The following is a 21623-nucleotide window of genomic DNA, read 5'->3' on the forward strand; positions in this document are numbered from 1 at the left end:
TGCCTAACCGCGACCAAAAGGTGACCGTACTGAAGCAAAGCGCCCCTGCTGGAGGAGTTCATTGTGAAGTGCACGACGCACCTCAGTCTGACTCACCGCTTTCTTGGATTTCGCTTCACGTTCAGCATATTTTTTCTTAATGGCAGCGATATTATAACCTTCAGAGATATAATCTTTGATTTCAAGCAGACGATCCATGTCATTCAAGGAATACATGCGACGGTTTCCTTCGTTTCGATCAGGTTTAATCAACTCTTGATCTTCATAATAACGAATCTGACGTGCTGATAGGTCGGTCAACTTCATAACACTGCCAATAGGAAAAACAGCCATATTTCGGCGAAATTCTTTTTCCTTCATTTACAATTTCCTTCTTTCTGTCTATTATAGTCTAAAAAAAGACAAACGTCAATTGATAATGTTATAAAATGTAACATTATTTTTCTTTTTTTTCTAAAAAGAGACGAATGCGGTCAATATCGTAATTTACCAGAATTGCGACAAAAACTCCCATAAAAGTTTCCGATACACGCGCAAACACGTACAAAATCGTTTCACCGCTCGGAATCGATAGGGTAATGATTAACATAGCTGCTACACCGCCAATAACACCTGCTTTGTTATTCATGGCTACATTTGTCATAATGGTTAACATGGTACAGATTGGAACAACTACTAAAGTTACCCAAAAAGCTTCATGGAAAAAGCCATTTAATAGGAAGAAGACCAGAGCATAGAAGCCACCGATACTATTGCCTAGAATACGCGAAGTCCCAAAATGAACACTCTTATCAAAACTCTCCCTCAAGCTAAAAACAGCTGTCAAAGCTCCGATTTGAAGACCTTTCCAGCCAAAAAAGCCAAAAATCAAGAGAACTAGAAAAACAGCAATACCTGTTTTAAAGGTTCGCATACCAAGTTTGAACTGGGATTTATCGAATTTATATTTTTTAAAATAACTCATAATCTCAACTTTCTATTTCCATTTTATCATAAATTAGTGATTTTTATGAGCAATAGTTGAGAGGAAGCGTTTTTATTTTAAGCAAAAGAAAAGAGGAACTTTCATCCCTCTCTTCTTTGATTCATTTAGTTAATCTTATTTTTCTGTCAAGGCTGCAAGTCCTGGAAGAACTTTATACTCGATGAAAATCAAAGAGCAAACTAGAAAACTAGCCGCAGGCTGTACTTGAGTACGGCAAGGCGACGTTGACGTGGTTTGAAGAGATTTTCGAAGAGTATTACCTTCAAGAAGCTCCATTGATGCCCCACCACCGCGTCACAAATACCTACACTAACACAAAAAGGTGACATAGCCACCTTTTTGTTAACGTTTCAGTTTTGTTCCTTTTTCTACAAAATCAGGATTTTGTAGAGACTAACGGGCTGAAATTATTTTTCTGTAAGTGCAGCCAAACCTGGCAATACTTTACCTTCAAGAAGTTCCATTGAAGCGCCTCCACCAGTAGAGATCCATGAGAACTTATCTGCACGTCCAAGGTTAATCGCTGCAGCAGCTGAGTCACCACCACCGATGATTGATTTAACACCTGGTTGTTTCACGATAGCATCCATCACACCGATTGTACCAGCTTGGAAATCTGGGTTTTCAAATACACCCATAGGTCCGTTCCATACAACTGTTTTGGCACCAGTCAAAGCTTCATCAAATTTAGCGATAGATTTTGGACCGATGTCAAGACCAAGGAAGCCTTCAGAAACTGCTTCACCTTCAGTGTCACGCACTTCAGTGTAACCAGCAAATGCGTTAGCTTCTTTTGAGTCAACTGGCAAGATCAATTTACCATTTGCTTTTTCAAGAAGAGCTTTCGCAACATCCAATTTGTCTTCTTCTACAAGTGAGTTACCGATTTCGATACCTTGTGCTTTGTAGAATGTGTAAGTCATACCACCACCGATAAGGACTTTATCAGCTTTTTCAAGCAAGTTTTCGATAACACCAATCTTGTCTGAAACTTTTGAACCACCAAGGATAGCAACGAATGGACGTTCTGGAGTTTCAACTGCTTCTTGGATGTAAGCAATTTCGTTTTCAAGAAGGAAACCAGCAACTGCTTTTTCAACGTTTGCTGAGATACCAACGTTAGATGCGTGTGCACGGTGAGCTGTACCGAATGCATCGTTTACGAAGATACCATCTCCAAGTGATGCCCAGTATTTACCAAGTTCAGGATCGTTTTTAGATTCTTTTTTGCCGTCAACATCTTCGTAACGAGTGTTTTCAACCAAAAGAACTTGTCCATCTTCAAGAGCGTTGATTGCTGCTTCCAATTCAGCACCACGAGTTACACCTGGGAAAACAACATCTTGACCAAGTTTTGCTGCCAAGTCTGCTGCTACAGGAGCAAGTGATTTACCAGCTTTATCAGCTTCTTCTTTCACACGTCCAAGGTGAGAGAAAAGAATTGCACGTCCACCTTGTTCGATGATGTACTTAATAGTTGGAAGAGCTGCTGTGATACGGTTGTCGTTAGTGATTACGCCATCTTTCAATGGTACGTTGAAGTCAACACGAACGAGGACTTTTTTACCTTTCAAGTCAACGTCTTTAACAGTAAGTTTTGCCATGTTACAAAAACCCCTTTATTTATTTTATTCGAAACTATTATATCACACTTTGGAAATATAAGGAAAGATTTCACAAGATTTTTCGATATTTAATCTTCATGTCATATTATAGTGTATTATTTTTTATTTTCCTAACGAATTTTCTTTCTAAAATCTTAGCTTAACACTTGTTAGATTTACTTTTATCCTTTAAAATAGAATAGGAGAAATTCCGTTATTATTTTTCGGAGGAAAAAGAAATGTCCATTAATTGGCAGGAAATTTTATTTCACTTTTTAGGTGGTCTGGGACTATTCTTGTATAGTATCAAGACCATGGGAGACGGTTTGCAACAAGCTGCTGGAGATCGCCTTCGTTTTTACATTGACAAGTACACCAGCAATCCCTTTTTAGGTGTTCTAGTCGGGATTGTCGTAACTGCCCTGATTCAGTCAAGTACAGGGGTTACAGTTATCACTGTTGGACTGGTCAGCGCTAGTCTTCTCACTCTTAGACAGGCTATCGGAATTATCATGGGAGCCAACATCGGAACCACTGTTACTTCCTTTATCATCGGTTTCAAGCTTGGCGAGTATGCTTTACCCCTAATTTTCCTTGGAACCATGTTCCTCTTCTTTACAAAAAACAGAACAGCAAACAATATCGGGCGCATCCTGTTTGGTGTAGGGGGAATCTTCTACGCCCTCAACCTCATCAGTGCTGGTATGAGTCCTCTTAAAGATTTACCACAATTCAAGGAATATATGGTAACCTTGGGACAAAATCCTATTTTAGGAGTTTTTGCTGGAGCAGTGATTACCGTTCTCATCCAAGCTTCTTCTGCAACAATCGGGATTTTGCAAGGTCTCTATGCAGGTGGATTCCTTGACCTTAATGGTTCTCTACCAGTTCTCTTCGGAGATAATATCGGGACAACTTTAACCGTTATCATCGCGGCAGCTGGAGCCAATGTCTCGGCGAAACGCGTTGCTGCGACCCACGTTACCTTTAACGTTTTAGGAACTATTCTTTGCTTAATCTTCTTAGGCCCCTTCACTGCTATGATTGAGTACTTCCAAGCACTCCTTCACCTATCACCTGAGATGACTATTGCCTTCTCTCACGGTGCCTTTAACGTAAGTAACACCATCGTACAATTTCCCTTCATCGGAGCCTTGGCTTTCTTTGTAACTAAGCTCATCCCTGGTGAAGATGAAGTTGTGAAGTACGAGCCGCTTTACCTTGATGAGCATTTGATTAAACAAGCTCCATCAATCGCTCTCGGAAACGCGAAAAAAGAACTCCTACACTTAGGAAATTATGCTTCTAAAGCCTTTGACCTTTCTTACAACTACATCATTGACCTTAATGAAAAGGTTGCTGAAAAAGGCCACAAGACAGAAGAAGCCATCAATACCATTGATGAAAAATTGACTCGTTACCTGATTACTCTTTCAAGCGAGGCTCTTAGCCAGAAAGAAAGTGAAGTGCTGACCAACATCCTGGATTCATCCCGTGATTTGGAACGGATTGGGGACCACGCAGAAGCCCTAATCAATCTGACTGACTACCTTCAACGTAAAAATGTTGAGTTCTCTGAAGCTGCTTTGCAGGAATTGGCTGATATCTATCAAAAGACCACTGGCTTTATCAAGGATGCCCTTGATAGTGTAGAAAACAATGATATTGAAAAAGCTCAAAGTCTGATTGAACGCCATAAAGAAATCAACAATATAGAGCGTGTTCTCAGAAAGACCCATATCAAACGCCTTAACAAGGGCGAGTGTTCAACACAAGCTGGGGTCAACTTTATCGACATCATTTCCCACTACACTCGAGTGTCTGACCACGCTATGAATTTAGCTGAAAAGGTCATTGCTGAACAAATCTAATACTCTTCGAAAATCTCTTCAAACCACGTCAACGTCGCCTTGCCGTACTCAAGTACAGCCTGCGGCTAGTTTCCTAGTTTGCTCTTTGATTTTCATTGAGTATAAGTACCAAGAAGCTATCCTAAATAGGATGGCTTTTTTCTTCTCCTAATCAAGAATAGCTTTTCTGCCATATAAAAAAATGCTTTGATTCACAATGGAATCAAAGCATTTTAAAGAGCTCTCCGTACATAAGCGCAGAAGTTGCAGTTCCTCTGTACTTTGCTTCTTCTCTTTTGATAAAACGAGCCAAGTTGAGCAACTCAGGTGCTGGATGTTTGGGATTTAGGAGCAATTCATGATTGACCAGGCCTGAGAGACGAACTGCCAACAATTGCTCATTTGTAGTAGGCAGTTTTTTTGCAGTCTCTAGGAGAGCAGCAACTAAATCTTCACTCAAATCATGTCGAGCATGATTGTAAAGATCTTTTACAAGGCTTTCTAGGTTTGGTTCTACCATCCCTACCACCTCCTTAAGTTTAATAATTTTTAATCAAGTCAACCGTTGAACGATCCAATTTCTTCACCAAGGCTTGTAAGAAAGCTTGAGCTTCTAGGAAGTCATCCATCGCATAGAGGGTTTGGTGAGAATGGATATAACGAGCGCAAACACCAATTGTTGTAGATGGGACACCACCATTTTTCAGATGGGCTGCGCCAGCGTCTGTTCCGCCTTTGCCACAGTAGTATTGGTACTTGATACCAGCTTCTTCAGCTGTTGTCAAAAGGAAATCCTTCATCCCTGGGAGGAGTAAGTGACCTGGATCGTAGAAGCGAATCAAGGTTCCATCCCCAATCTTGCCTTGGCCACCGTAGACATCACCTGCTGGTGAGCAATCAACTGCTAGGAAGACTTCTGGATCAAACTTGGTTGTAGATGTATGAGCACCACGAAGACCAACCTCTTCTTGGACGTTCGAGCCAAGATAGAGTTCATTTCCGAGTTTTTGACCTGACAAGGCTTCTGCCAGCTCGCTTACCATGAGGACTCCGTAGCGGTTGTCCCAAGCTTTTGAGATGATATTTTTTTCATTTGCTGTCAAGATTGCAGAACTATCTGGAACAATGGTGTCACCAGGACGGATGCCAAAGCTTTCTGCCTCAGCCTTATCCGCAAACCCACCATCAAAAATAATATCTGAAATAGCTGGCATGGTTGGTCCACCTGTTCCACGTGTCAAATGTGGCGGAACAGAACCCGAAATCACTGGTATTTCACGACCATCACGAGTCAAGAGTTTGAAACGTTGGCTGCTGACCACCATAGGATTCCAACCACCGATTTCAACCACACGGAAGGTACCGTCTGGCTTGATTTCGCTAACCATAAAACCAACTTCATCCATATGAGAAGCGACCAAGACGCGCGGTGCATCCGCAGCGTCTGAATGTTTGATACCAAAAATACCACCCAAGCCATCTGTTACGACTTCATCCACGTGCGGTGTCAACTTTTCACGAAGATAGGCACGAACAGGGGCTTCGTGACCCGAGATTGCAGCAAGTTCTGTTACTTCTTTGATTTTTGAAAATAATGTTGTCATTCCAATTCCTTCCTTCTTTCATCCATTTTACCACTTTTTATAGGAGAAGGATAGCGGGAAGGTGGATTTCTAAGTTAGTATCTTAGTCCTGCTCTATCTTAGAAAAGGATAGTATTCTCTTCTATATGAGCATTTCAACATCAACGTAAACATTAATTCCAAACAAAAAAACAATCCTATGCCAAAATTGTTCAGATTTTTTCATATGTTTTACAGAAAATAGTTGACTTTCCCTTCTTCTTTCTTTAAAATAGGACAAAAATAGGAAAAGGAAAAAATCATGACCAAAACAATTCTTGTTACAGGTGGAGCTGGCTACATTGGCTCCCATACCGTTAAAGCTCTTTTAAATGCTGGCTACCAGGTGCATGTCCTCGATAATCTCTCTACAGGAAATCGTTCGGCTGTGGATAGTCGTGCTAGCTTTAAACAACTGGATGTTTATGATGCTAGTGCTTTAAAAACTTACTTGGAAGAAAACAAGGTTGACGCTGTTCTACATTGTGCAGGTGAAATTGTTGTGAGCGAAAGTATTGAAAACCCAAGTAAATACTTCACTGCCAATGTTGCTGGTATGAACCAAGTTCTCAAAGTCTTATCTGAAGTTGGCATTCAAAAAATCATGTTCTCTTCGACTGCTTCTCTCTATGGTAATAACTGTATTGACAAGCCAGCAACTGAAGATACCCTGCTCGACCCTGTCAACCCTTATGCAGAGACAAAACTGATGGGTGAACGAATGATTTACTGGATGGCCAATCGCTACGATTGGAAATATGTTATTTTCCGTTACTTTAATGTTGCTGGGGCTGAAATGGATGCTTCAAACGGTCTGCGAGTGAAAAATCCAACTCACATCATTCCTAACATCAACAAGACTGCATTGGGACAAAATGATAGCCTAAAAATATTTGGAGATGACTACGATACACGTGACGGTTCATGTATTCGAGATTACATTCATGTCTTGGATCTTGCACAGGCTCATGTTAAAGGAATGAACTACCTATTTCAAGAAAACAGTTCTTCTCAAATCTTTAACTTAGGAACTGAAAAAGGCTATACCGTCAAAGAAATCTTTAAAACTGCTGAAGAATTACTGAATCAAAAAATACCGCACAAAATTGTTGCTCGCCGTGCTGGGGACCCAGCTAGCGTCCTAGCAGACGCATCAAAAGCTAAACAATATCTTGATTGGAAGGCTAGTTACTCTCTTGAAGATATTATTTTATCGGATTATCATTGGCGGGTTAAAGAAGGTAAAAACATTTTAGAATAGGATAACAAAGGAGAAAGTCTTGTTGCTCTCTCCTTGTTTCATTCATTAAATTATCAGAAAATTTATTGACAGATTAGAAAAATCGTGTTACATTTATATCTGCAGGTATCTTTCAATACCAAATCTACATGAAAGGGCAGGGTATGAAACTTTCTCATTATTTAATTGGCTTACTTCTACTCCTAGTCTTTCTCTCTATTAGCATTGGAACCAGTGATTTTTCATGGGGAAAGCTCTTTGATTTCGACCAGCAGACCTGGCTTCTCTTTCAAGAATCACGTCTCCCAAGAACCATCAGCATTCTCCTGACTGCATCTAGCATGAGTATGGCAGGACTTCTCATGCAGACTATTACCCAAAATCAGTTTGCTGCACCGAGTACAGTTGGGACTACTGAAGCCGCCAAACTAGGAATGGTATTGAGCCTCTTTGTCTTTCCATCGGCTAGTCTGACCCAAAAGATGGTCTTTGCTTTTGTTTCATCCATCTTATTTACCTTCTTCTTCCTAGCCTTTATGACCATTTTTACTGTAAAGGAAAGGTGGATGTTACCTCTAATTGGGATTATTTATAGTGGGATTATCGGTTCTGTGACAGAAGTTATCGCCTATCGGTTCAATCTGGTTCAGAGTATGACTGCTTGGACCCAGGGGTCCTTCTCCATGATTCAGACCCATCAGTATGAGTGGCTCTTCTTAGGCCTCATTATCCTAATAGCCGTTTGGAAATTATCCCAAACCTTTACCATCATGAATCTAGGAAAAGAAACCAGTGAAAGTTTGGGGATTTCCTACTCCTTACTTGAAAAACTAGCTCTCTTTCTGGTGGCGCTAACGACAAGTGTCACCATGATTACCGTGGGTGGCTTACCATTTCTCGGAGTTATTGTTCCCAATCTTGTTCGCAAGCGCTATGGAGATAATCTAAGTCAGACCAAACTCATGGTCGCACTGGTCGGTGCCAATCTAGTTCTGGCCTGCGACATCCTATCCCGAGTTCTGATTCGGCCCTATGAGCTGTCTGTCAGTCTTCTACTAGGAATCATCGGCAGCCTCGTCTTTATCCTACTTCTTTGGAGAGGGGGACGAAAAGATGCAGTCTAAAAGCAAACATACCAAGCTCTTCTGGATTCTCATTATTCTTGCCATCGGAGCTTGTCTCCTCTACTTTTGGCCCATCACCCATCTGTCTGCCTTTGCTTGGAAGTTGCGTTCCCAAAAAATCGTCGTTTATCTCTTGGTAGCTATCGCGACTGGGATTTCAACCATTAGTTTTCAAACCCTAACAGAAAATCGCTTCCTAACACCTAGTATTTTAGGAATCCAATCCTTCTACGTCCTACTGCAAACTCTACTACTGGTTTTTGAAAGCAAGCTTCTTCAGCTTGGTAAGTCTCCTATTTTAGAATTCCTAATCTTACTTCTCGTCCAATCCCTCTTCTTTCTCGCCTTACAAGGCTACTTGAAGACACTGATGAAGCAAGACCTGGTCTTTATCCTGCTGATCTGTCTAGCCCTCGGAAGTCTCTTTCGAAATATCAGTACCTTCCTTCAGGTCCTGATGGATCCAAATGAATACGATAAACTGCAGAACAGTCTCTTTGCCTCCTTTCAGCATCTCAACACTTCCATCCTAGCCATTGGTTCTCTGATTATCCTTGCTTTGACCATCTTTTTCTTTCGGAAAGCAGTCATTCTGGATGTCTTGCACCTACAAAGAGAAACGGCTCAGATATTGGGACTCGATGTTGAAAAAGAACAGAGAGAACTCCTCTGGGGCATCGTGCTTTTGACCTCAACTGCCACTGCCTTGGTAGGGCCTATGGCCTTCTTCGGCTTTATGCTGGCCAATCTCACCTACCTAATCGTCAAAGACTATCGGCACAAGTTGCTCTTTATCGTGGCCATTCTGGTTGGATTTATCAGTTTGACCTTGGGGCAAGCCCTGATTGAACGAGTATTTGCTCTGGAAATTCGCATCAGTATGATCATCGAGAGTGTGGGTGGCTTCTTATTCTTTATCTTACTTTATAGGAGGGCGCGTCGGTGAAACTGGAAAACATTGACAAATCCATTCAAAAACAGGATATTTTGCAAGGTATTACGCTTGAAGTCAGTCCTCAGAAACTGACAGCCTTCATTGGTCCAAATGGTGCTGGAAAATCGACTCTCCTCTCCATCATGAGCAGACTGACCAAGAAAGATCAAGGAATTCTTAGTATCAAAGGACGTGAAATCGAAAGTTGGAATTCGCAAGAACTGGCCCAAGAACTAACCATCCTAAAACAGAAAATCAATTACCAAGCCAAATTGACTGTTGAAGAACTGGTCAGTTTTGGACGTTTTCCCTACAGCCGAGGTCGACTGAGACCAGAAGACTGGGAGAAAATTCGAGAAACCCTGGACTATTTGGAACTGACCAACTTAAAAGACCGCTACATCGATAGCCTGTCTGGGGGACAACTCCAGCGCGTCTTTATCGCTATGGTACTGGCCCAGGATACGGACTTTATCTTACTAGACGAACCGCTCAACAATCTTGATATCAAGCAAAGCGTTAGCATGATGCAGATCCTTCGGAGACTGGTGGAGGAACTCGGAAAGACCATTATCATCGTCCTCCACGATATCAACATGGCCAGTCAGTATGCAGATGAGATTGTCGCCTTCAAGGACGGTCAAGTCTTTAGCAAGGGAAGAACAGATCAAATCATGCAGGCTGACCTGCTCAGTCAACTCTATGAGATTTCCATCACGCTAGCTGATATCAATGGCAAAAAGATCTGTATCTATAGCTAGTAACATAGAAGTTCAAGTTAGAGAACCTTCAGTCTCTTAGTCAATAAGACCAAGAGACTCCCTAAATCGTTATCACATTTTAAAAAGGAGAAATCATGAAAACATCCCTTAAACTTTATTTCACTGCCCTAGTGGCCAGCTTCTTGCTTCTACTTGGTGCATGCAGTACAAATACAAACTCAAGCACTAGTCAGTCGGAAACAAGCAACTCTGCTCCAACAGAGATAATCATTAAAAGTTCACTAGACGAAGTCAAACTTTCAAAAGTTCCTGAAAAAATTGTGACCTTTGATCTTGGTGCTGCGGATACTATTCGTGCTCTAGGATTTGAAAAAAATATCGTTGGAATGCCTACAAAAACAGTACCAACCTATCTCAAAGACCTAGCTGGAAAAGTTAAAAATGTTGGTTCTATGAAAGAACCTGATTTAGAAGCTATCGCCGCCCTTGAGCCTGATTTGATTATTGCTTCCATACGTACACAAAAATTCGTAGACAAATTCAAAGAAATCGCCCCAACAGTTCTCTTCCAAGCAAGCAAGGACGACTACTGGACTTCTACCAAGGCTAATATAGAATCCTTAGCAAGCGCCTTTGGTGAAACTGGTACACAGAAATCCAAGGAAGAATTAGTCAAGCTAGACAAGAGCATTCAAGAAGTCGCTACTAAGAATGAAAGCTCTGACAAAAAAGCTCTTGCCATCCTCCTTAATGAAGGAAAAATGGCAGCCTTTGGTGCCCAATCTCGTTTTTCTTTCTTGTATCAAACCTTGAAATTCAAGCCAACTGATACTCAATTTGAAGATTCTCGCCACGGACAAGAAGTCAGCTTTGAAAGTGTCAAAGAAATCAATCCTGACATCATCTTTGTCATCAACCGTACCCTTGCCATCGGTGGGGACAACTCTAGCAACGACGGTGTCCTAGAAAATGCCCTTATCGCTGAAACTCCTGCTGCTAAAAATGGTAAGATTATCCAACTAACACCAGACCTCTGGTATCTAAGCGGAGGCGGACTTGAATCAACAAAACTCATGATTGAAGACGCACAAAAAGGCTTGAAATAAGCAACTTCAAACTCATACTCTTCGAAAATCTCTTCAAACCACGTCAACGTCGCCTTGCCGTACTCAAGTACAGCCTGCGGCTAGTTTCCTAGTTTGCTCTTTGATTTTCATTGAGTATCAACTAACATCTTTACATGATAAAACGCATCCTATCAGAATCACTCAAACCTGATAGGATGCGTTTTTATCATTTCACTAAAATATTTTTGCCCAACCTCATTTTTCTTCTTGATTCCGTTTGAGTGAAAAGTGGTCTGGGACGGGGTCCTTACCTGTTTTCGACCAGGGATGGCAACGTAAAATCCGAGCCAAGCCCATCAAAACACCCTTGAAGCCATGTTTTTCAATAGCCTGAATCATGTAGTTGGAACAAGTCGGCTCAAAACGACAAGAGGGTGGAAAGGCTGGTGAGATAAACCGTTGGTAAAAGCACACAGGCGCTATTAAGATTCGTTTCATTATTTCTTGGTTACAGCCATGGTATGTAGTTGGCTGATTTCTTTTTTGTTAAGACGACGGGATTCTCCTGGACGGAGTCCTGTCAAGTCTAGATGTCCAAAACGGGTCCGTGACAACTTGTCCACTTGGAGACCGACAGCTTCAAACATCTTTTTAACCTGGTGGTTACGCCCTTCATGGATGGTCAACTGCACCACAGAGCGGTTTTTAACCGGGTCCACTTTGAGAATCTCATAGACAGCCGGCTTGGTTTTCTTGCCATCAATCTCAAGTCCACGGGTCAAGGGGCGGAGATTATCCTTATTGGCCACACCTTTAACACGCGCAACATAAACCTTGTCAATCTCATTACGAGGGTGAATCATCTCATCTGTAAAATCCCCGTCATTGGTCAAAATCAAGACTCCTGATGTATCCCAGTCCAAACGACCTACAGGGTAGATGCGCTCCTTCACGTTGGGCAAGAGATCGACAACCGTCTTGCGGCCCTTGTCATCTGTCACACTGGAAATGACACCGCGTGGTTTGTTAAGCAGATAGTAGACTTTTTCTTCGTTGTAGATTGGTTGGCCTTCAACTTCGACCTTGTCGCCTGACTTGATAGTGGTTGCTAGTTCACGTACCACTTGGCCGTTAACCGTCACCAAACCTTGCTTGATCAACTCTTCTGCTTTTCTCCTACTGGCCACACCTGCGTGGGCAATATACTTATTGATTCTCATCTTCTTCTATCCTTTCACCAAATAATTGGCTTTCTTGGGCTTGAATCTCAAGCTCATCAATCACTGGTAATTCTTCTAAATGGTTTATCCCCATGTAATCTAGGAAATAATCCGTAGTCACATAGAGGTTGGGGCGTCCCAACACTTCTTTTTTCCCGTCTTCTCGTATCAAGTCAAAGGCCTGCAACTTTGCCAAGGCCCCACTCGAGTTGACCCCACGGATGGCATCAATCTCTATCCGTGTGATGGGCTGTTTGTAGGCAATGATGGACAAGGTCTCAAGTGCAGCCCGAGATAAACTCTGGTTGATAGGTGCCTTAGAGTATTCCTTCAAAATCTCTGCAAATTGAGGCTTGGTCACCAATCTATAAGCGCCCCCTGTCTCAATCAGGGCCAAACTGGAATCTGGGTCCTTTTCATACTTCTGGGCTAATTTTTCTAAACTCTGTTGGATGCCTGTCGGTGGTAGAGAGAGGAGTTCAGCTAACTGGCGGACTCTAATCCCATCTTCACCCGCTACAAACAAGAGCGCTTCTATTTTTGCTAAAGTACTCATCTTTCCTCTCTATCAAGTCTAGCTTTGTGCCACTTGACTTTCTTCCTTCTTTTCCATGAGATAGATATCTCCGAAACTCTCCTCTTGCACAAGAATCAGCTCCTGGGTTTTGATTAACTCTAGGGTTGCCAAAAAGAGGGTAATGACCTCTTGGACATTCTGGGCTTCCTTGAATAAATCCTGCAAGCGCAACTGATCTCGTCCAGTCAAGGACTCTTTCACGATGACCATCATGTCCTCAATCTTATACTCATCCCGCAAGATAGTCGTGTGGTTCTGTGCAAACTCCTCTTTTTTCTTGGCTAGGATATTTGAAAAAGCCAAAAAGAGGTCAATGGTTGTCTTGTCATGCACAAGCTCTGCATCTTCGTAAATCAACTCAGTCGGCGCTTTAGAATAATACTGGGCCCGTTCTTGGTGCTTAGCTTCCAAGTGTTCCCCCAAGAGCTTGAACTTGCGGTATTCTTCGATTTGAGAGAGAAGGTCCTGTTCTAGGTCATCCTCCAAGTCTATCACTTCTGCCACCTTTGGAAGAAGCTTACGGCTCTTGATCAGCATGAGCTGACTGGCCATAACCATATACTCACCCGTCACTTCCAGACGCATGGCCTGCAGGGTTGAGACATAGGCTAGGTACTGTTCGATGACTTCCGTAATGGGCACATCGTAGATATCCATCTGGTACTTAGAAACCAGGTGCAAAAGCAAGTCCAGCGGCCCTTCAAAATCTTTTAATTTAATATCCATTATCTATATTTTTCTAAGGTCAGGACTGTTTTTAATCCTAATTTTTTTGCAATTTCGTACAAATCGACCTTCTTTTCAATTTGTCGTAGAATGAACTGTTCCCGCAAGGCTTGGGCTGATAAGGTTGGGAAACCTTTCTCCTTTACAAAAGATTCTAACTGACGGAAGGCCCACTGACGAGAATAGGCTTTTCCTGCCCTTTCAAAAAGATAGGTCTGCCCCATCAAGGGTTCCAATTCTGAAAGCAAGATCGTGGGAATGGTGACAATCCTCTGTTGGGAAGCCTTGCTGATTCTCAACACTTGAAAATCCAGATTGATATCCGCAACCTTGAGGGCTAAAATCTCACTCGGCAAGAGCCCTATTTCCAAGATAAGAAGTGCCAGCAAGCGTCCTTCTGGATAATTACTTTCCTGCCAAAAAGAGTCTAAGTCTAAGATCTCTGGTTTTTCAGTCTTCTTTTCAGCTTGCTTGGCTAATTCCAAACGATAAAAGCTATCCACCGCACCTTTTTGATAGAGAAAGTAGAGAAATTGATTACAGGCCGAAATCTTTCGTTTCTGGGCACTGATTTTTAGATTAGCTAGCTGGGCTTGGTAAATCTTGAGACTGGTCTCAGAAATCCGCTCGCCCACCATGTCTAAAAATTGCTCCAGATCATACTTATAGGACTGCTTGGAATTGGCAGACAAGCCCTGCTTTTCCTCTAAAAAGGCTGAAATCCTATCTCTCATTTGCATCGAATCTCATAGTCCTTACTAAAGTCATGCAAGAGGGCATTGACAGCCTTGAGGATAGATTTACGCGTAATAATCCCTTGGAAAATACCCTCTGCATCCACAACTGGCAAGAAAGACTCATCTACCAGCTTGTGCAAGACCTCTGTAATGGTAAAATCAGGCGAAACGACCGCTACGTCTGTTTTCGTCATGTGGACAATGTCCGTATCCGCCATGATTTCTGAGCTCAAGTCATGCTCCATCTGATAAGCCATAATATCTCTGAGCCCAATCGTCCCAACAAACTGCTTTTCATCGGTTACAACGGGAACACGGGTGTAGGTCATCTGACTGAGCAAGAGGGTCGCATGATCCGCATTGTGGGTATCAATCAACACAGCTAGATTTTCAGCAGGGGTCAAAAAAGTTCCCTCTTGGCCTAGCAAGAAATTCTCAAACTCCTTGGCAATCATCGGCTAAACTCCTTGGACAAGCCTGGATACACCTCGTGGTCTCGTGTCAAAAAGTCCACTTTGAAGTAACTGTCATCAATCTCCACACGAGCATAGAGACATTCTCTGATGGTACCACGTGGTTGACTGATAGAGCCTGGATTTAGAAAAAGAGTCTTTCCTTCCATCCAAGCATTTGGCACATGCAAGTGACCATAGAGGCAGATAGCTGCCTCTTCTTCCTGAGCCCAGTAGTCCAACTTTTGAAAGTTGAAATTGATGTCAAACAGGTGTCCATGGGTTTGGATAATCTTGGTCGAACCAAGCTCAGTCACCAAACGTTCTGGGTAACCTGCATAAAAGTCCATATTCCCTTTAACAACACGGATACCCTCCCAGAGTGGAGAATCGGGACGCATTTCAGAATCGCCGTTATGAAAAACGGCGTCAACTTTGCCCACATAGCGATCACGGATTTCTTCCACAATCAAGCTATCTCCATGGGAATCGCTCATTACAATGATGGTTTGCTTTGCCATGATGGAAATACCTCCAAAAGTTTCTTAACAGCTAAGGCACGGTGAGATTGACTATTTTTTTCTTCAAGGGTTAACTCAGCTGAGGACTTACCTGTCTCTCCTACAAGGAAGAGAGGATCGTAGCCAAAGCCATTTTCACCCTTAGCTTCAAAGTTAATGTAGCCAGGCCAGTCTGCTTCAACAACCAAACTTTCCTTGTTTGGACTGGCTACGACTAGGGTTGTATGGAATTGAGCCGAGCGGTCCTTGAGGTCAAAGACCATGGCCAATTCGTGCAAGAGTTTGGCATTGTTTTCACGGTCAGTAGCTCCCACACCTGCGAAACGAGCTGACCAGACGCCTGGCAAACCACCAAGGACATCGACTTTGAGACCTGAGTCATCTGCCAAAACCATCTTGCCCGTTAATTGGGAAATAGTTTCTGCTTTGAGACGGGCATTTTCTTCGAAGGTCATGCCTGTTTCAGCTACTTCAGGCAGGTCAGGATAGTCATTAAGATTTTCCACATCGTAGCCTAACTTATCAAAGATCGCTCGGAATTCCTTGGTCTTGCCTTCGTTACGAGTCGCAATCAATAAGGTTTCTCTGACCTTGTTTGTCTCAAAGAAGGCTTCTACATCAACACCTTCTTTAGGCAATTTTACATGCAGGAGTTGCCCATTTTCAACTAAGAGAAAAGCCCCCTGACGTTGTATAATTTCCAAATTTCGTCCCATTTCTTGGTTGAGGATATCTACCACAAAAGACCATAAACGGTAGAGAGAACCATAGCGTAAAACAATCACAGAAATAGGAAAACCTCGATCCTCATCTCGAAATCTTTGGGCAAACTCCAATAGAGGAAAATCCAAGTCATCATCCGTCAACGTCCGGACGCCACCAAAAATACCATAGGACCCGACATACCAGTCCTGTTCATCCTTATATTCATAAATTTTATTTGTCATAATTCTACATGCTCCACATGAATCTCTTTTTCCAGCCATTCTTCACCAATTTGTGCAAAACTTTGGCTGCTGGCTGTTGTGTAAAAACGGTGATGGAGTGGTCCGGCATCACGACCACGATTGATTTCAAAATAATTAAGTAAGACTGAGATATCCCGTACGCACTCTGCCCCACTATCAATGAGCTGAACCTTGGGTCCCATGACATTTTGAATAATAGGTCTGAGGAGTGGATAATGGGTACAACCCAAAATCAGGCTATCCACCTTTCCAACCAAGGGACGCAGGGTTTCATAGACTACTTTCTTGGTAACACTGGTTGACAGGGCACCAGACTCCACCAAGGGAGCAAACTTGGGACAGGCCAAACTCTCCACCTGTAAATCTGGATCCAAATCATGGATTTTCTGACGGTAGATGTCTGATTGTACCGTCATGGGTGTTCCAATGACCCCGATTTTCCCACCTTGGCTGGACTTGATGGCTGCCGAAGCTCCTGGCAAAATCACACCCAAGACAGGAATGTCTAGTTGAGCCTTGATTTCTTCCCAAACGACGGCAGTCGCAGTATTACAAGCAATGACAATCATTTTGACATCCTTGGTCAAAAGAAAGTTGACCAACTGCCAAGTATATTCACGAATTTGCTCAGCAGGACGGGGCCCGTAAGGCGCCCGTGCCGAATCTCCAATATAGACGATTTCTTCATGGGGAAGCTGGCGCATGAGCTCGCGCACAACGGTCAAGCCCCCGACACCCGAATCCAAAAAACCAATTGGTCGATTATCCATACAGTCTTCTTTCTAGTTTTTTTCTGATTGATAGTTCATTATGATTATTGATCCTTGTGAACTGAATGACAGTCTAATCAATAACTATCTCTCTTAATCATAATCAAATATCAATAGAATGCAAGGAAAAAGTCTCATCCCTAAACCCTTAGCCAACATAGTGAGAAGTCTGGAACTTTCATCCCAGACTTTTCCTTATTTATTTTTTCTTTTTATTGTTAGCAAGGGCTGCCTTTTGTTGGCGGATGATTTGGTGGTAAACTTGTTGTACCTTGGCTTCGCTTGGTTTTTGACCATTTGCACTCAAAAGAGTACGAACTGCTTCAGCATTCAAACGTGGGTTGTCAGCGAATTCTTTTTCGATTTGCTTACGAACCAAGTACATTCCTCCAAGAGCTCCTCCTAGAAAAGCTAGCACAATCAATACAATTGCTAAAAGTAAATCCATCATATTTCTCCTGTTTCTTTTTGAGTCTCTTTCATTATACCACAAACTAGCCACCCTGACTAGTTTGTTTTACGCTTTCAGGAATGGAATAGACAGCAAAAAGAACCCTGCTTTTCTGCAAAAGAGGGCTCCTTACTGAGTTTATACTCAATGAAAATCAAAGAGCAAACTAGGAAGCTAGCCACAGGCTGCTCAAAACACTGTTTTGAGGTTGCGGATAGAGCTGACACAGTTTGAAGAGATTTTCGAAGAGTATTAATTTACATAAATAGCCAGTGTTTGATACGGTCTGAGTAGAATTTTTTCAGACACTTCTGCATCTTCATAATTGGAAATCAAATTTTGCCCATTTTGGTAGGCTGGTGGTAAATCCATTTCCACTTCTGTGACATAAAAGTTATTGATCACTAGCAACTTTTCATCCTTATACTGACGTTCAAAAGCATAGACTTGCTTGCTATCTTCAAAGGCTGGTTTGTAACTTCCTTCTGAGATGATAGGCATTTCTTTGCGAAGTCGAATCAAGTCTTGGTAGAAAGTAAAAATCGGACCTTGGATTTCATTTGCTACATTGATGTGAGGGTAGGATTTTCCTGCCTTGAGCCAAGGAGTGCCTACTGTGAAACCAGCATTCTCCGAAGCATCCCACTGCATAGGGATTCGTGAATTATCACGCGACTTAGCCTGAATGAGCTTGAAAGCTTCTTGCTGGCTTTTCCCTTCTTTCAAGAGCATCTAATAAGCATTGAGCGATTCGACATCCACATAATCATCCATGGAATCATAGTCAGGGTCAACCATGCCAATTTCCTCACCCATGTAGATATAAGGTGTCCCACGAGAATTTCGATTTGTCGATTTTGCAAAACGTAAGAAATAAAAGACTGAAACACTAGATTTCAGCCTTTTTCTTTATCCCAAAACCAATTCATCACTAACTAGGCTTTGGCCACTATTTTTCTGGAAGAGATGCATGAGATCTTCAACCGTCAGATGCTTTTTCTCCTCTCCCTTAACATCAACCACAATCTTTCCTTGATAGAGCATAATGAGACGATTTCCGTACTCGATTGCATGGTTCATATCATGGGTAATCATCAAAGTCGTCAACTGATGGGCTTCCACAATCTTTTGCGTCAAGTCCATCACCATTTGACTCGTTTTCGGGTCAAGTGCCGCAGTATGTTCATCCAGAAGCAAAAGTTTGGGCTTCACCAAGGCTGCCATTACTAGGGTCAAGGCCTGTCTTTGTCCTCCTGAAAGGTATTGAGTATCCACTTTCAAGCGATTCTCAAGACCAATATTCAACTCTTTTAAGGCTTCTTGGAACTGGATTCTATCCTTCTCCTTCACGCCCCAACCAAGCCCTCTCTTTTGCCCACGTCTCAAGGCAATAGCCATATTTTCCTCAATCGTCAAACGCGAAGCTGTTCCCATCTTAGGATCCTGAAAAACACGGGCGATATCCTTGGCTCTCTTTCTGACACTCAGATTTTTAATGGATTTATCTGCCAATAAAAGATCTCCTTCGTCCACCGATAGATTGCCAGCCAAGATATTCATCAAAGTGGATTTACCTGCTCCATTTCCACCGATTACAGAGATAAAATCTCCCTCTTCAACCTCTAAATCTAATCCTTTGAGGACATGGTTCTCATTGACCGTCCCTGCTTCAAATGTCTTGTGAATATTTTCAAGTGTTAATAAACTTGCCATAACTTTTTCCTCCTATTCATTTCTCAGTTTCAAACCACGAATCTTTAATCTCTTTTGCAACTCTGGTGCAAATAAAACCAAGGCAAGCAAGATTGCATTAAAGAGACGAACCAGGTTTTGATCTAGATTTGGAATTTCATAGATATTTAAAATAATCAAACGGTAAACAATAGCACCGATTCCGATAGATAACAAGCGACCTCCAATGGTCAAGTCGTGTATCAAAACTTCCGCAATAATGACTGCACTCAAACCAACAACGATGGTTCCTGTCCCAGAAGTCACATCCGAAAATCCATCATTTTGGGCAAACAAGGAACCACATAGGGCAATCAAGCCGTTTGAAATCATGTAACCAACAATCTTCATGGTGTCTACATTGACCCCATTGGCCTCACTCATCGGAATATTGTCCCCAGTCGAACGCAAGACTAATCCAATCTCCGTTTTCATCAAAAGAGTCAAGACCAAACAAACAAGTAAGAGACAAACCAAGCTGAGCGTGAAAACAGCTTCTTCAGTTGTCAGCCCCAAGCTCGCCAATTGTTTAAAGACAGTTGAAGAATCTCCCAAGGAAAGATTGGGCACACTTCCCATGATTTTAATATTGATTGAATAAAGCCCTGTCAAGGTTACAATCCCTGTCAAGAGAGCTGGGATTTTCATCTTGGTGTGGAGCATTCCTGATACAAGACCAGCTACCATACCTGCCAGCAAAGCAAGTAAGGTCGCAATCCAAGGATTTGTCCCTGCCTGTATCTGTGATACGACGACAGCTGCACCCAGAGGAAAGGCTCCTTCAGCAGTCATATCCGCAATATCCAAAATACGGAAAGTCAAGTAGACTCCAATGGCCATAATCGACCATAACAAACCTTCTGATAAACTAGATAGTACAAAACTCATCTTAAACCTCCCTATTCCTTGCTTTCTAACTTACTAATATCAATTCCTAGTGCATCTGCCATTTCTTTATTGGTATGCAATTCCAATTTTTCAGGCAACTCAACTGCTATATTTTCTGGCTTCTCACCTTTTAAGACACGAATCAACATACGGGCTGTCTGTCTTCCCAATTCTTCATAATTGGTTCCGTAGTTATACAAACCACCAACAGCAATCATTTCTGTTGAGCCACCAAATACTGGAACCTTGTGTTTAATAGAAACCTGCTTAACTGTTTCAATGGTTGACGAAATGATATTATCCGTTGGTACAAAAACCATATCCACTTCTGCCATCAAGCTCTCTGCTGCCGCCTTGACGTTGTTACTGTCCAAGATTGTTTTTTCAACAACGGTAAAGCCTTTTTCTTCTAGAAGACGCTTAGCTTCATCCTTTTGGACAACTGAGTTTGGCTCGCTCTGAGTATAGAGAATTCCAATTGTTTTAGCCTTTGGCAACACTTTCTTTATCAAATTGATTTGGATTGAAATGGCATCTGATGACTGGTCGCTTGTCCCGGTCACATTGCCCCCAGGATGCTCTCTTGACTCAACCAACTTGGCACTGACAGGATCTGTTACCGCTGAAAAGATAACAGGTGTCGTTTGTGTTGTATTAGCCAAGCTCTGAGCAGAAGGCGTTGCGATGGCTAGAACGACATCACTAGATTCTGCTAGTTGCTGGGAAATGGTTTTTAGATTTCTTTGTTCTCCCTGTGCATTTTGCAAATCAATCTCGATATTTTTCCCTTCAACATAGCCTTGTTTGGCCAGCTCATCCACAAATCCTTCTCTAGTAGCGTCTAGGGACTGGTGGGTAATAAACTGCGAAATCCCGATACGAAACACATCTTTTTTCTTATCTGCCTTCAACTGATGCAAACTGATCAGAGAGGTCAAGAGGATCCCCACTACCAAGAGGGGGGCTAGTAATTTTCGAACAACTTTCATAATGAAACTCCTTCTCAGAAAAGATAAAACAAAAAACCGCCTAGATAATATCTAAACGGATGCTTGAAATAATCTAACAAGTTATAACTTTGCTAGTCCATTTAGATATTCATCTATATGGACCACAATCAAAAATCTTAGCCACATAGATACAAACAAATTGCTTGAACTGTTTGCATCCATGGTGACATGTCTACAAACACTATCTAAAGTAGCTAAAGTAAAAGTTTTGATTCATTGTTACAGCTTGTCTCTTATTCATTTCTTTTTCTGCTTTCTTTTTTGATGTTTCCTATCTTACCACCTTTTTCATCAGCTGTCAAGAATATTTCAGAATTTTTTAAATTTTTTTAAAAACCCTTTCAGGTCCCTTTCAAAGTTTTTCTATCTCTGTTTCAAACTCATAACAAAGTCCGTCTAAACTCAGAAAGTATGATGCGAAATT

The 21623-nt window shown here is 42.0% G+C and carries 25 protein-coding genes and 1 pseudogene; 6 read left to right on the forward strand and 20 right to left on the reverse strand.

Annotated elements, in window-relative coordinates; all coding sequences use genetic code 11:
* Nucleotides 1-3: 3 nt before the first annotated feature.
* The 4 genes from glnR to pgk form a co-directional block, all read right to left on the reverse strand.
* Nucleotides 4-360 (reverse strand): transcriptional repressor GlnR, encoded by a 357-nt coding sequence (glnR, locus tag CJ239_RS03370; RefSeq protein WP_000659548.1) that lies wholly within the window; start codon nucleotides 358-360, stop codon nucleotides 4-6.
* 76 nt (nucleotides 361-436) lie between these two features.
* The gene (locus tag CJ239_RS03375) at nucleotides 437-964 is read right to left on the reverse strand and encodes an aromatic acid exporter family protein (RefSeq protein ID WP_000119911.1); all 528 of its coding nucleotides are present in this window, start codon (nucleotides 962-964) and stop codon (nucleotides 437-439) included.
* Between the two features lie 135 nt (nucleotides 965-1099).
* Nucleotides 1100-1261 carry a hypothetical protein gene (locus CJ239_RS11680; protein ID WP_173229513.1) on the reverse strand — a complete coding sequence of 54 codons (162 nt, stop codon included), beginning with the start codon at nucleotides 1259-1261 and terminating at the stop codon, nucleotides 1100-1102.
* Between the two features lie 131 nt (nucleotides 1262-1392).
* Nucleotides 1393-2589, reverse strand: a complete 1197-nt coding sequence (gene pgk, locus CJ239_RS03380) for a phosphoglycerate kinase (RefSeq protein WP_001096743.1) — start codon at nucleotides 2587-2589, stop codon at nucleotides 1393-1395.
* 239 nt (nucleotides 2590-2828) lie between these two features.
* Between pgk and CJ239_RS03385 the strand changes: the two genes are divergently transcribed.
* On the forward strand, nucleotides 2829-4460 hold the full coding sequence (locus CJ239_RS03385; protein ID WP_102210558.1) for a Na/Pi cotransporter family protein: 1632 nt from the start codon (nucleotides 2829-2831) through the stop codon (nucleotides 4458-4460).
* Between the two features lie 202 nt (nucleotides 4461-4662).
* Here CJ239_RS03385 and CJ239_RS03390 read toward each other — a convergent pair whose 3' ends face one another.
* Together CJ239_RS03390 and pepA are read right to left on the reverse strand one after the other, a co-directional pair.
* Entirely contained in the window at nucleotides 4663-4959 is a 297-nt protein-coding gene (locus tag CJ239_RS03390; protein ID WP_102210559.1) for a bacteriocin immunity protein, read from the reverse strand.
* A 19-nt stretch (nucleotides 4960-4978) separates the two neighbouring features.
* Complete coding sequence (gene pepA / locus CJ239_RS03395; RefSeq protein WP_102210560.1) at nucleotides 4979-6043, reverse strand: glutamyl aminopeptidase; 1065 nt, start codon at nucleotides 6041-6043, stop codon at nucleotides 4979-4981.
* A gap of 280 nt (nucleotides 6044-6323) precedes the next feature.
* Between pepA and galE the strand changes: the two genes are divergently transcribed.
* From galE to CJ239_RS03420, 5 genes are all read left to right on the forward strand, one after another.
* Complete coding sequence (gene galE / locus CJ239_RS03400; RefSeq protein WP_102210561.1) at nucleotides 6324-7322, forward strand: UDP-glucose 4-epimerase GalE; 999 nt, start codon at nucleotides 6324-6326, stop codon at nucleotides 7320-7322.
* 143 nt (nucleotides 7323-7465) lie between these two features.
* Nucleotides 7466-8425 (forward strand): ABC transporter permease, encoded by a 960-nt coding sequence (locus tag CJ239_RS03405; protein ID WP_180958201.1) that lies wholly within the window; start codon nucleotides 7466-7468, stop codon nucleotides 8423-8425.
* Complete coding sequence (locus tag CJ239_RS03410; RefSeq protein ID WP_102210563.1) at nucleotides 8415-9371, forward strand: iron chelate uptake ABC transporter family permease subunit; 957 nt, start codon at nucleotides 8415-8417, stop codon at nucleotides 9369-9371. The genes CJ239_RS03405 and CJ239_RS03410 overlap by 11 nt, the downstream gene beginning before the upstream one ends.
* Nucleotides 9368-10120, forward strand: coding sequence for an ABC transporter ATP-binding protein (locus CJ239_RS03415; protein ID WP_102210564.1), 753 nt, complete (start codon nucleotides 9368-9370; stop codon nucleotides 10118-10120). Before CJ239_RS03410 ends, CJ239_RS03415 begins: the two co-directional genes overlap by 4 nt.
* Before the next feature lie 95 nt (nucleotides 10121-10215).
* Nucleotides 10216-11187, forward strand: coding sequence for a siderophore ABC transporter substrate-binding protein (locus tag CJ239_RS03420; protein ID WP_102210565.1), 972 nt, complete (start codon nucleotides 10216-10218; stop codon nucleotides 11185-11187).
* A 216-nt stretch (nucleotides 11188-11403) separates the two neighbouring features.
* On the opposite strand, the gene yidD is transcribed toward CJ239_RS03420, so the two are convergent.
* From yidD to CJ239_RS03490, 14 genes and pseudogenes are all read right to left on the reverse strand, one after another.
* Nucleotides 11404-11646, reverse strand: coding sequence for a membrane protein insertion efficiency factor YidD (gene yidD / locus CJ239_RS03425; RefSeq protein ID WP_102210566.1), 243 nt, complete (start codon nucleotides 11644-11646; stop codon nucleotides 11404-11406).
* Nucleotides 11646-12368: a pseudouridine synthase gene (locus CJ239_RS03430; RefSeq protein ID WP_001222228.1), complete on the reverse strand. Its 723-nt coding sequence runs from the start codon at nucleotides 12366-12368 to the stop codon at nucleotides 11646-11648. The genes yidD and CJ239_RS03430 overlap by 1 nt, the downstream gene beginning before the upstream one ends.
* Entirely contained in the window at nucleotides 12355-12924 is a 570-nt protein-coding gene (gene scpB / locus CJ239_RS03435; protein WP_000105303.1) for an SMC-Scp complex subunit ScpB, read from the reverse strand. The genes CJ239_RS03430 and scpB overlap by 14 nt, the downstream gene beginning before the upstream one ends.
* 18 nt (nucleotides 12925-12942) lie before the next feature.
* Nucleotides 12943-13671, reverse strand: a complete 729-nt coding sequence (locus tag CJ239_RS03440; RefSeq protein ID WP_102210567.1) for a segregation/condensation protein A — start codon at nucleotides 13669-13671, stop codon at nucleotides 12943-12945.
* Complete coding sequence (gene xerD, locus CJ239_RS03445; RefSeq protein ID WP_285307942.1) at nucleotides 13671-14405, reverse strand: site-specific tyrosine recombinase XerD; 735 nt, start codon at nucleotides 14403-14405, stop codon at nucleotides 13671-13673. Before xerD ends, CJ239_RS03440 begins: the two co-directional genes overlap by 1 nt.
* Nucleotides 14402-14863 carry a cyclic-di-AMP-binding protein CbpB gene (cbpB, locus tag CJ239_RS03450; protein ID WP_102210569.1) on the reverse strand — a complete coding sequence of 154 codons (462 nt, stop codon included), beginning with the start codon at nucleotides 14861-14863 and terminating at the stop codon, nucleotides 14402-14404. The genes xerD and cbpB overlap by 4 nt, the downstream gene beginning before the upstream one ends.
* Nucleotides 14860-15381, reverse strand: coding sequence for a metallophosphoesterase (locus CJ239_RS03455; RefSeq protein WP_102210570.1), 522 nt, complete (start codon nucleotides 15379-15381; stop codon nucleotides 14860-14862). The genes cbpB and CJ239_RS03455 overlap by 4 nt, the downstream gene beginning before the upstream one ends.
* On the reverse strand, nucleotides 15357-16367 hold the full coding sequence (locus CJ239_RS03460) for a nucleoside-triphosphate diphosphatase (protein ID WP_374703783.1): 1011 nt from the start codon (nucleotides 16365-16367) through the stop codon (nucleotides 15357-15359). The genes CJ239_RS03455 and CJ239_RS03460 overlap by 25 nt, the downstream gene beginning before the upstream one ends.
* Entirely contained in the window at nucleotides 16325-17119 is a 795-nt protein-coding gene (gene racE / locus CJ239_RS03465) for a glutamate racemase (protein ID WP_000370376.1), read from the reverse strand. The genes CJ239_RS03460 and racE overlap by 43 nt, the downstream gene beginning before the upstream one ends.
* 199 nt (nucleotides 17120-17318) lie before the next feature.
* Nucleotides 17319-17567, reverse strand: a complete 249-nt coding sequence (locus tag CJ239_RS03470) for a YneF family protein (RefSeq protein WP_000364990.1) — start codon at nucleotides 17565-17567, stop codon at nucleotides 17319-17321.
* A 255-nt stretch (nucleotides 17568-17822) separates the two neighbouring features.
* A pseudogene (locus CJ239_RS03475) lies at nucleotides 17823-18410 on the reverse strand (alpha-glucosidase C-terminal domain-containing protein); the annotation flags it as partial.
* A 69-nt stretch (nucleotides 18411-18479) separates the two neighbouring features.
* A complete protein-coding gene (locus CJ239_RS03480) occupies nucleotides 18480-19283 on the reverse strand; it encodes an ABC transporter ATP-binding protein (protein WP_102210572.1) in 804 nt (267 codons plus the stop codon).
* A gap of 12 nt (nucleotides 19284-19295) precedes the next feature.
* Entirely contained in the window at nucleotides 19296-20189 is an 894-nt protein-coding gene (locus CJ239_RS03485) for an ABC transporter permease (RefSeq protein ID WP_102210573.1), read from the reverse strand.
* Nucleotides 20190-20200: 11 nt separating this feature from the next.
* Nucleotides 20201-21178 carry an ABC transporter substrate-binding protein gene (locus tag CJ239_RS03490; protein ID WP_102210574.1) on the reverse strand — a complete coding sequence of 326 codons (978 nt, stop codon included), beginning with the start codon at nucleotides 21176-21178 and terminating at the stop codon, nucleotides 20201-20203.
* Nucleotides 21179-21623 lie beyond the last annotated feature (445 nt).

It is taken from the genome of Streptococcus sp. UMB0029, assembly GCF_002871495.1.
Taxonomy (GTDB): domain Bacteria; phylum Bacillota; class Bacilli; order Lactobacillales; family Streptococcaceae; genus Streptococcus.

What these genes read in the sequence shown, in the direction of transcription:
- glnR (WP_000659548.1), bottom strand. Translation starts at nt 360, where the DNA reads ATGAAGGAAAAAGAATTTCGCCGAAATATGGCTGTTTTTCCTATTGGC.
- CJ239_RS03375 (WP_000119911.1), bottom strand. Translation starts at nt 964, where the DNA reads ATGAGTTATTTTAAAAAATATAAATTCGATAAATCCCAGTTCAAACTT.
- CJ239_RS11680 (WP_173229513.1), bottom strand. Translation starts at nt 1,261, where the DNA reads ATGGAGCTTCTTGAAGGTAATACTCTTCGAAAATCTCTTCAAACCACG.
- pgk (WP_001096743.1), bottom strand. Translation starts at nt 2,589, where the DNA reads ATGGCAAAACTTACTGTTAAAGACGTTGACTTGAAAGGTAAAAAAGTC.
- CJ239_RS03385 (WP_102210558.1), top strand. Translation starts at nt 2,829, where the DNA reads ATGTCCATTAATTGGCAGGAAATTTTATTTCACTTTTTAGGTGGTCTG.
- CJ239_RS03390 (WP_102210559.1), bottom strand. Translation starts at nt 4,959, where the DNA reads ATGGTAGAACCAAACCTAGAAAGCCTTGTAAAAGATCTTTACAATCAT.
- pepA (WP_102210560.1), bottom strand. Translation starts at nt 6,043, where the DNA reads ATGACAACATTATTTTCAAAAATCAAAGAAGTAACAGAACTTGCTGCA.
- galE (WP_102210561.1), top strand. Translation starts at nt 6,324, where the DNA reads ATGACCAAAACAATTCTTGTTACAGGTGGAGCTGGCTACATTGGCTCC.
- CJ239_RS03405 (WP_180958201.1), top strand. Translation starts at nt 7,466, where the DNA reads ATGAAACTTTCTCATTATTTAATTGGCTTACTTCTACTCCTAGTCTTT.
- CJ239_RS03410 (WP_102210563.1), top strand. Translation starts at nt 8,415, where the DNA reads ATGCAGTCTAAAAGCAAACATACCAAGCTCTTCTGGATTCTCATTATT.
- CJ239_RS03420 (WP_102210565.1), top strand. Translation starts at nt 10,216, where the DNA reads ATGAAAACATCCCTTAAACTTTATTTCACTGCCCTAGTGGCCAGCTTC.
- yidD (WP_102210566.1), bottom strand. Translation starts at nt 11,646, where the DNA reads ATGAAACGAATCTTAATAGCGCCTGTGTGCTTTTACCAACGGTTTATC.
- CJ239_RS03430 (WP_001222228.1), bottom strand. Translation starts at nt 12,368, where the DNA reads ATGAGAATCAATAAGTATATTGCCCACGCAGGTGTGGCCAGTAGGAGA.
- scpB (WP_000105303.1), bottom strand. Translation starts at nt 12,924, where the DNA reads ATGAGTACTTTAGCAAAAATAGAAGCGCTCTTGTTTGTAGCGGGTGAA.
- CJ239_RS03440 (WP_102210567.1), bottom strand. Translation starts at nt 13,671, where the DNA reads ATGGATATTAAATTAAAAGATTTTGAAGGGCCGCTGGACTTGCTTTTG.
- xerD (WP_285307942.1), bottom strand. Translation starts at nt 14,405, where the DNA reads ATGAGAGATAGGATTTCAGCCTTTTTAGAGGAAAAGCAGGGCTTGTCT.
- cbpB (WP_102210569.1), bottom strand. Translation starts at nt 14,863, where the DNA reads ATGATTGCCAAGGAGTTTGAGAATTTCTTGCTAGGCCAAGAGGGAACT.
- CJ239_RS03455 (WP_102210570.1), bottom strand. Translation starts at nt 15,381, where the DNA reads ATGGCAAAGCAAACCATCATTGTAATGAGCGATTCCCATGGAGATAGC.
- CJ239_RS03460 (WP_374703783.1), bottom strand. Translation starts at nt 16,367, where the DNA reads ATGGCTGGAAAAAGAGATTCATGTGGAGCATGTAGAATTATGACAAAT.
- racE (WP_000370376.1), bottom strand. Translation starts at nt 17,119, where the DNA reads ATGGATAATCGACCAATTGGTTTTTTGGATTCGGGTGTCGGGGGCTTG.
- CJ239_RS03470 (WP_000364990.1), bottom strand. Translation starts at nt 17,567, where the DNA reads ATGGATTTACTTTTAGCAATTGTATTGATTGTGCTAGCTTTTCTAGGA.
- CJ239_RS03480 (WP_102210572.1), bottom strand. Translation starts at nt 19,283, where the DNA reads ATGGCAAGTTTATTAACACTTGAAAATATTCACAAGACATTTGAAGCA.
- CJ239_RS03485 (WP_102210573.1), bottom strand. Translation starts at nt 20,189, where the DNA reads ATGAGTTTTGTACTATCTAGTTTATCAGAAGGTTTGTTATGGTCGATT.
- CJ239_RS03490 (WP_102210574.1), bottom strand. Translation starts at nt 21,178, where the DNA reads ATGAAAGTTGTTCGAAAATTACTAGCCCCCCTCTTGGTAGTGGGGATC.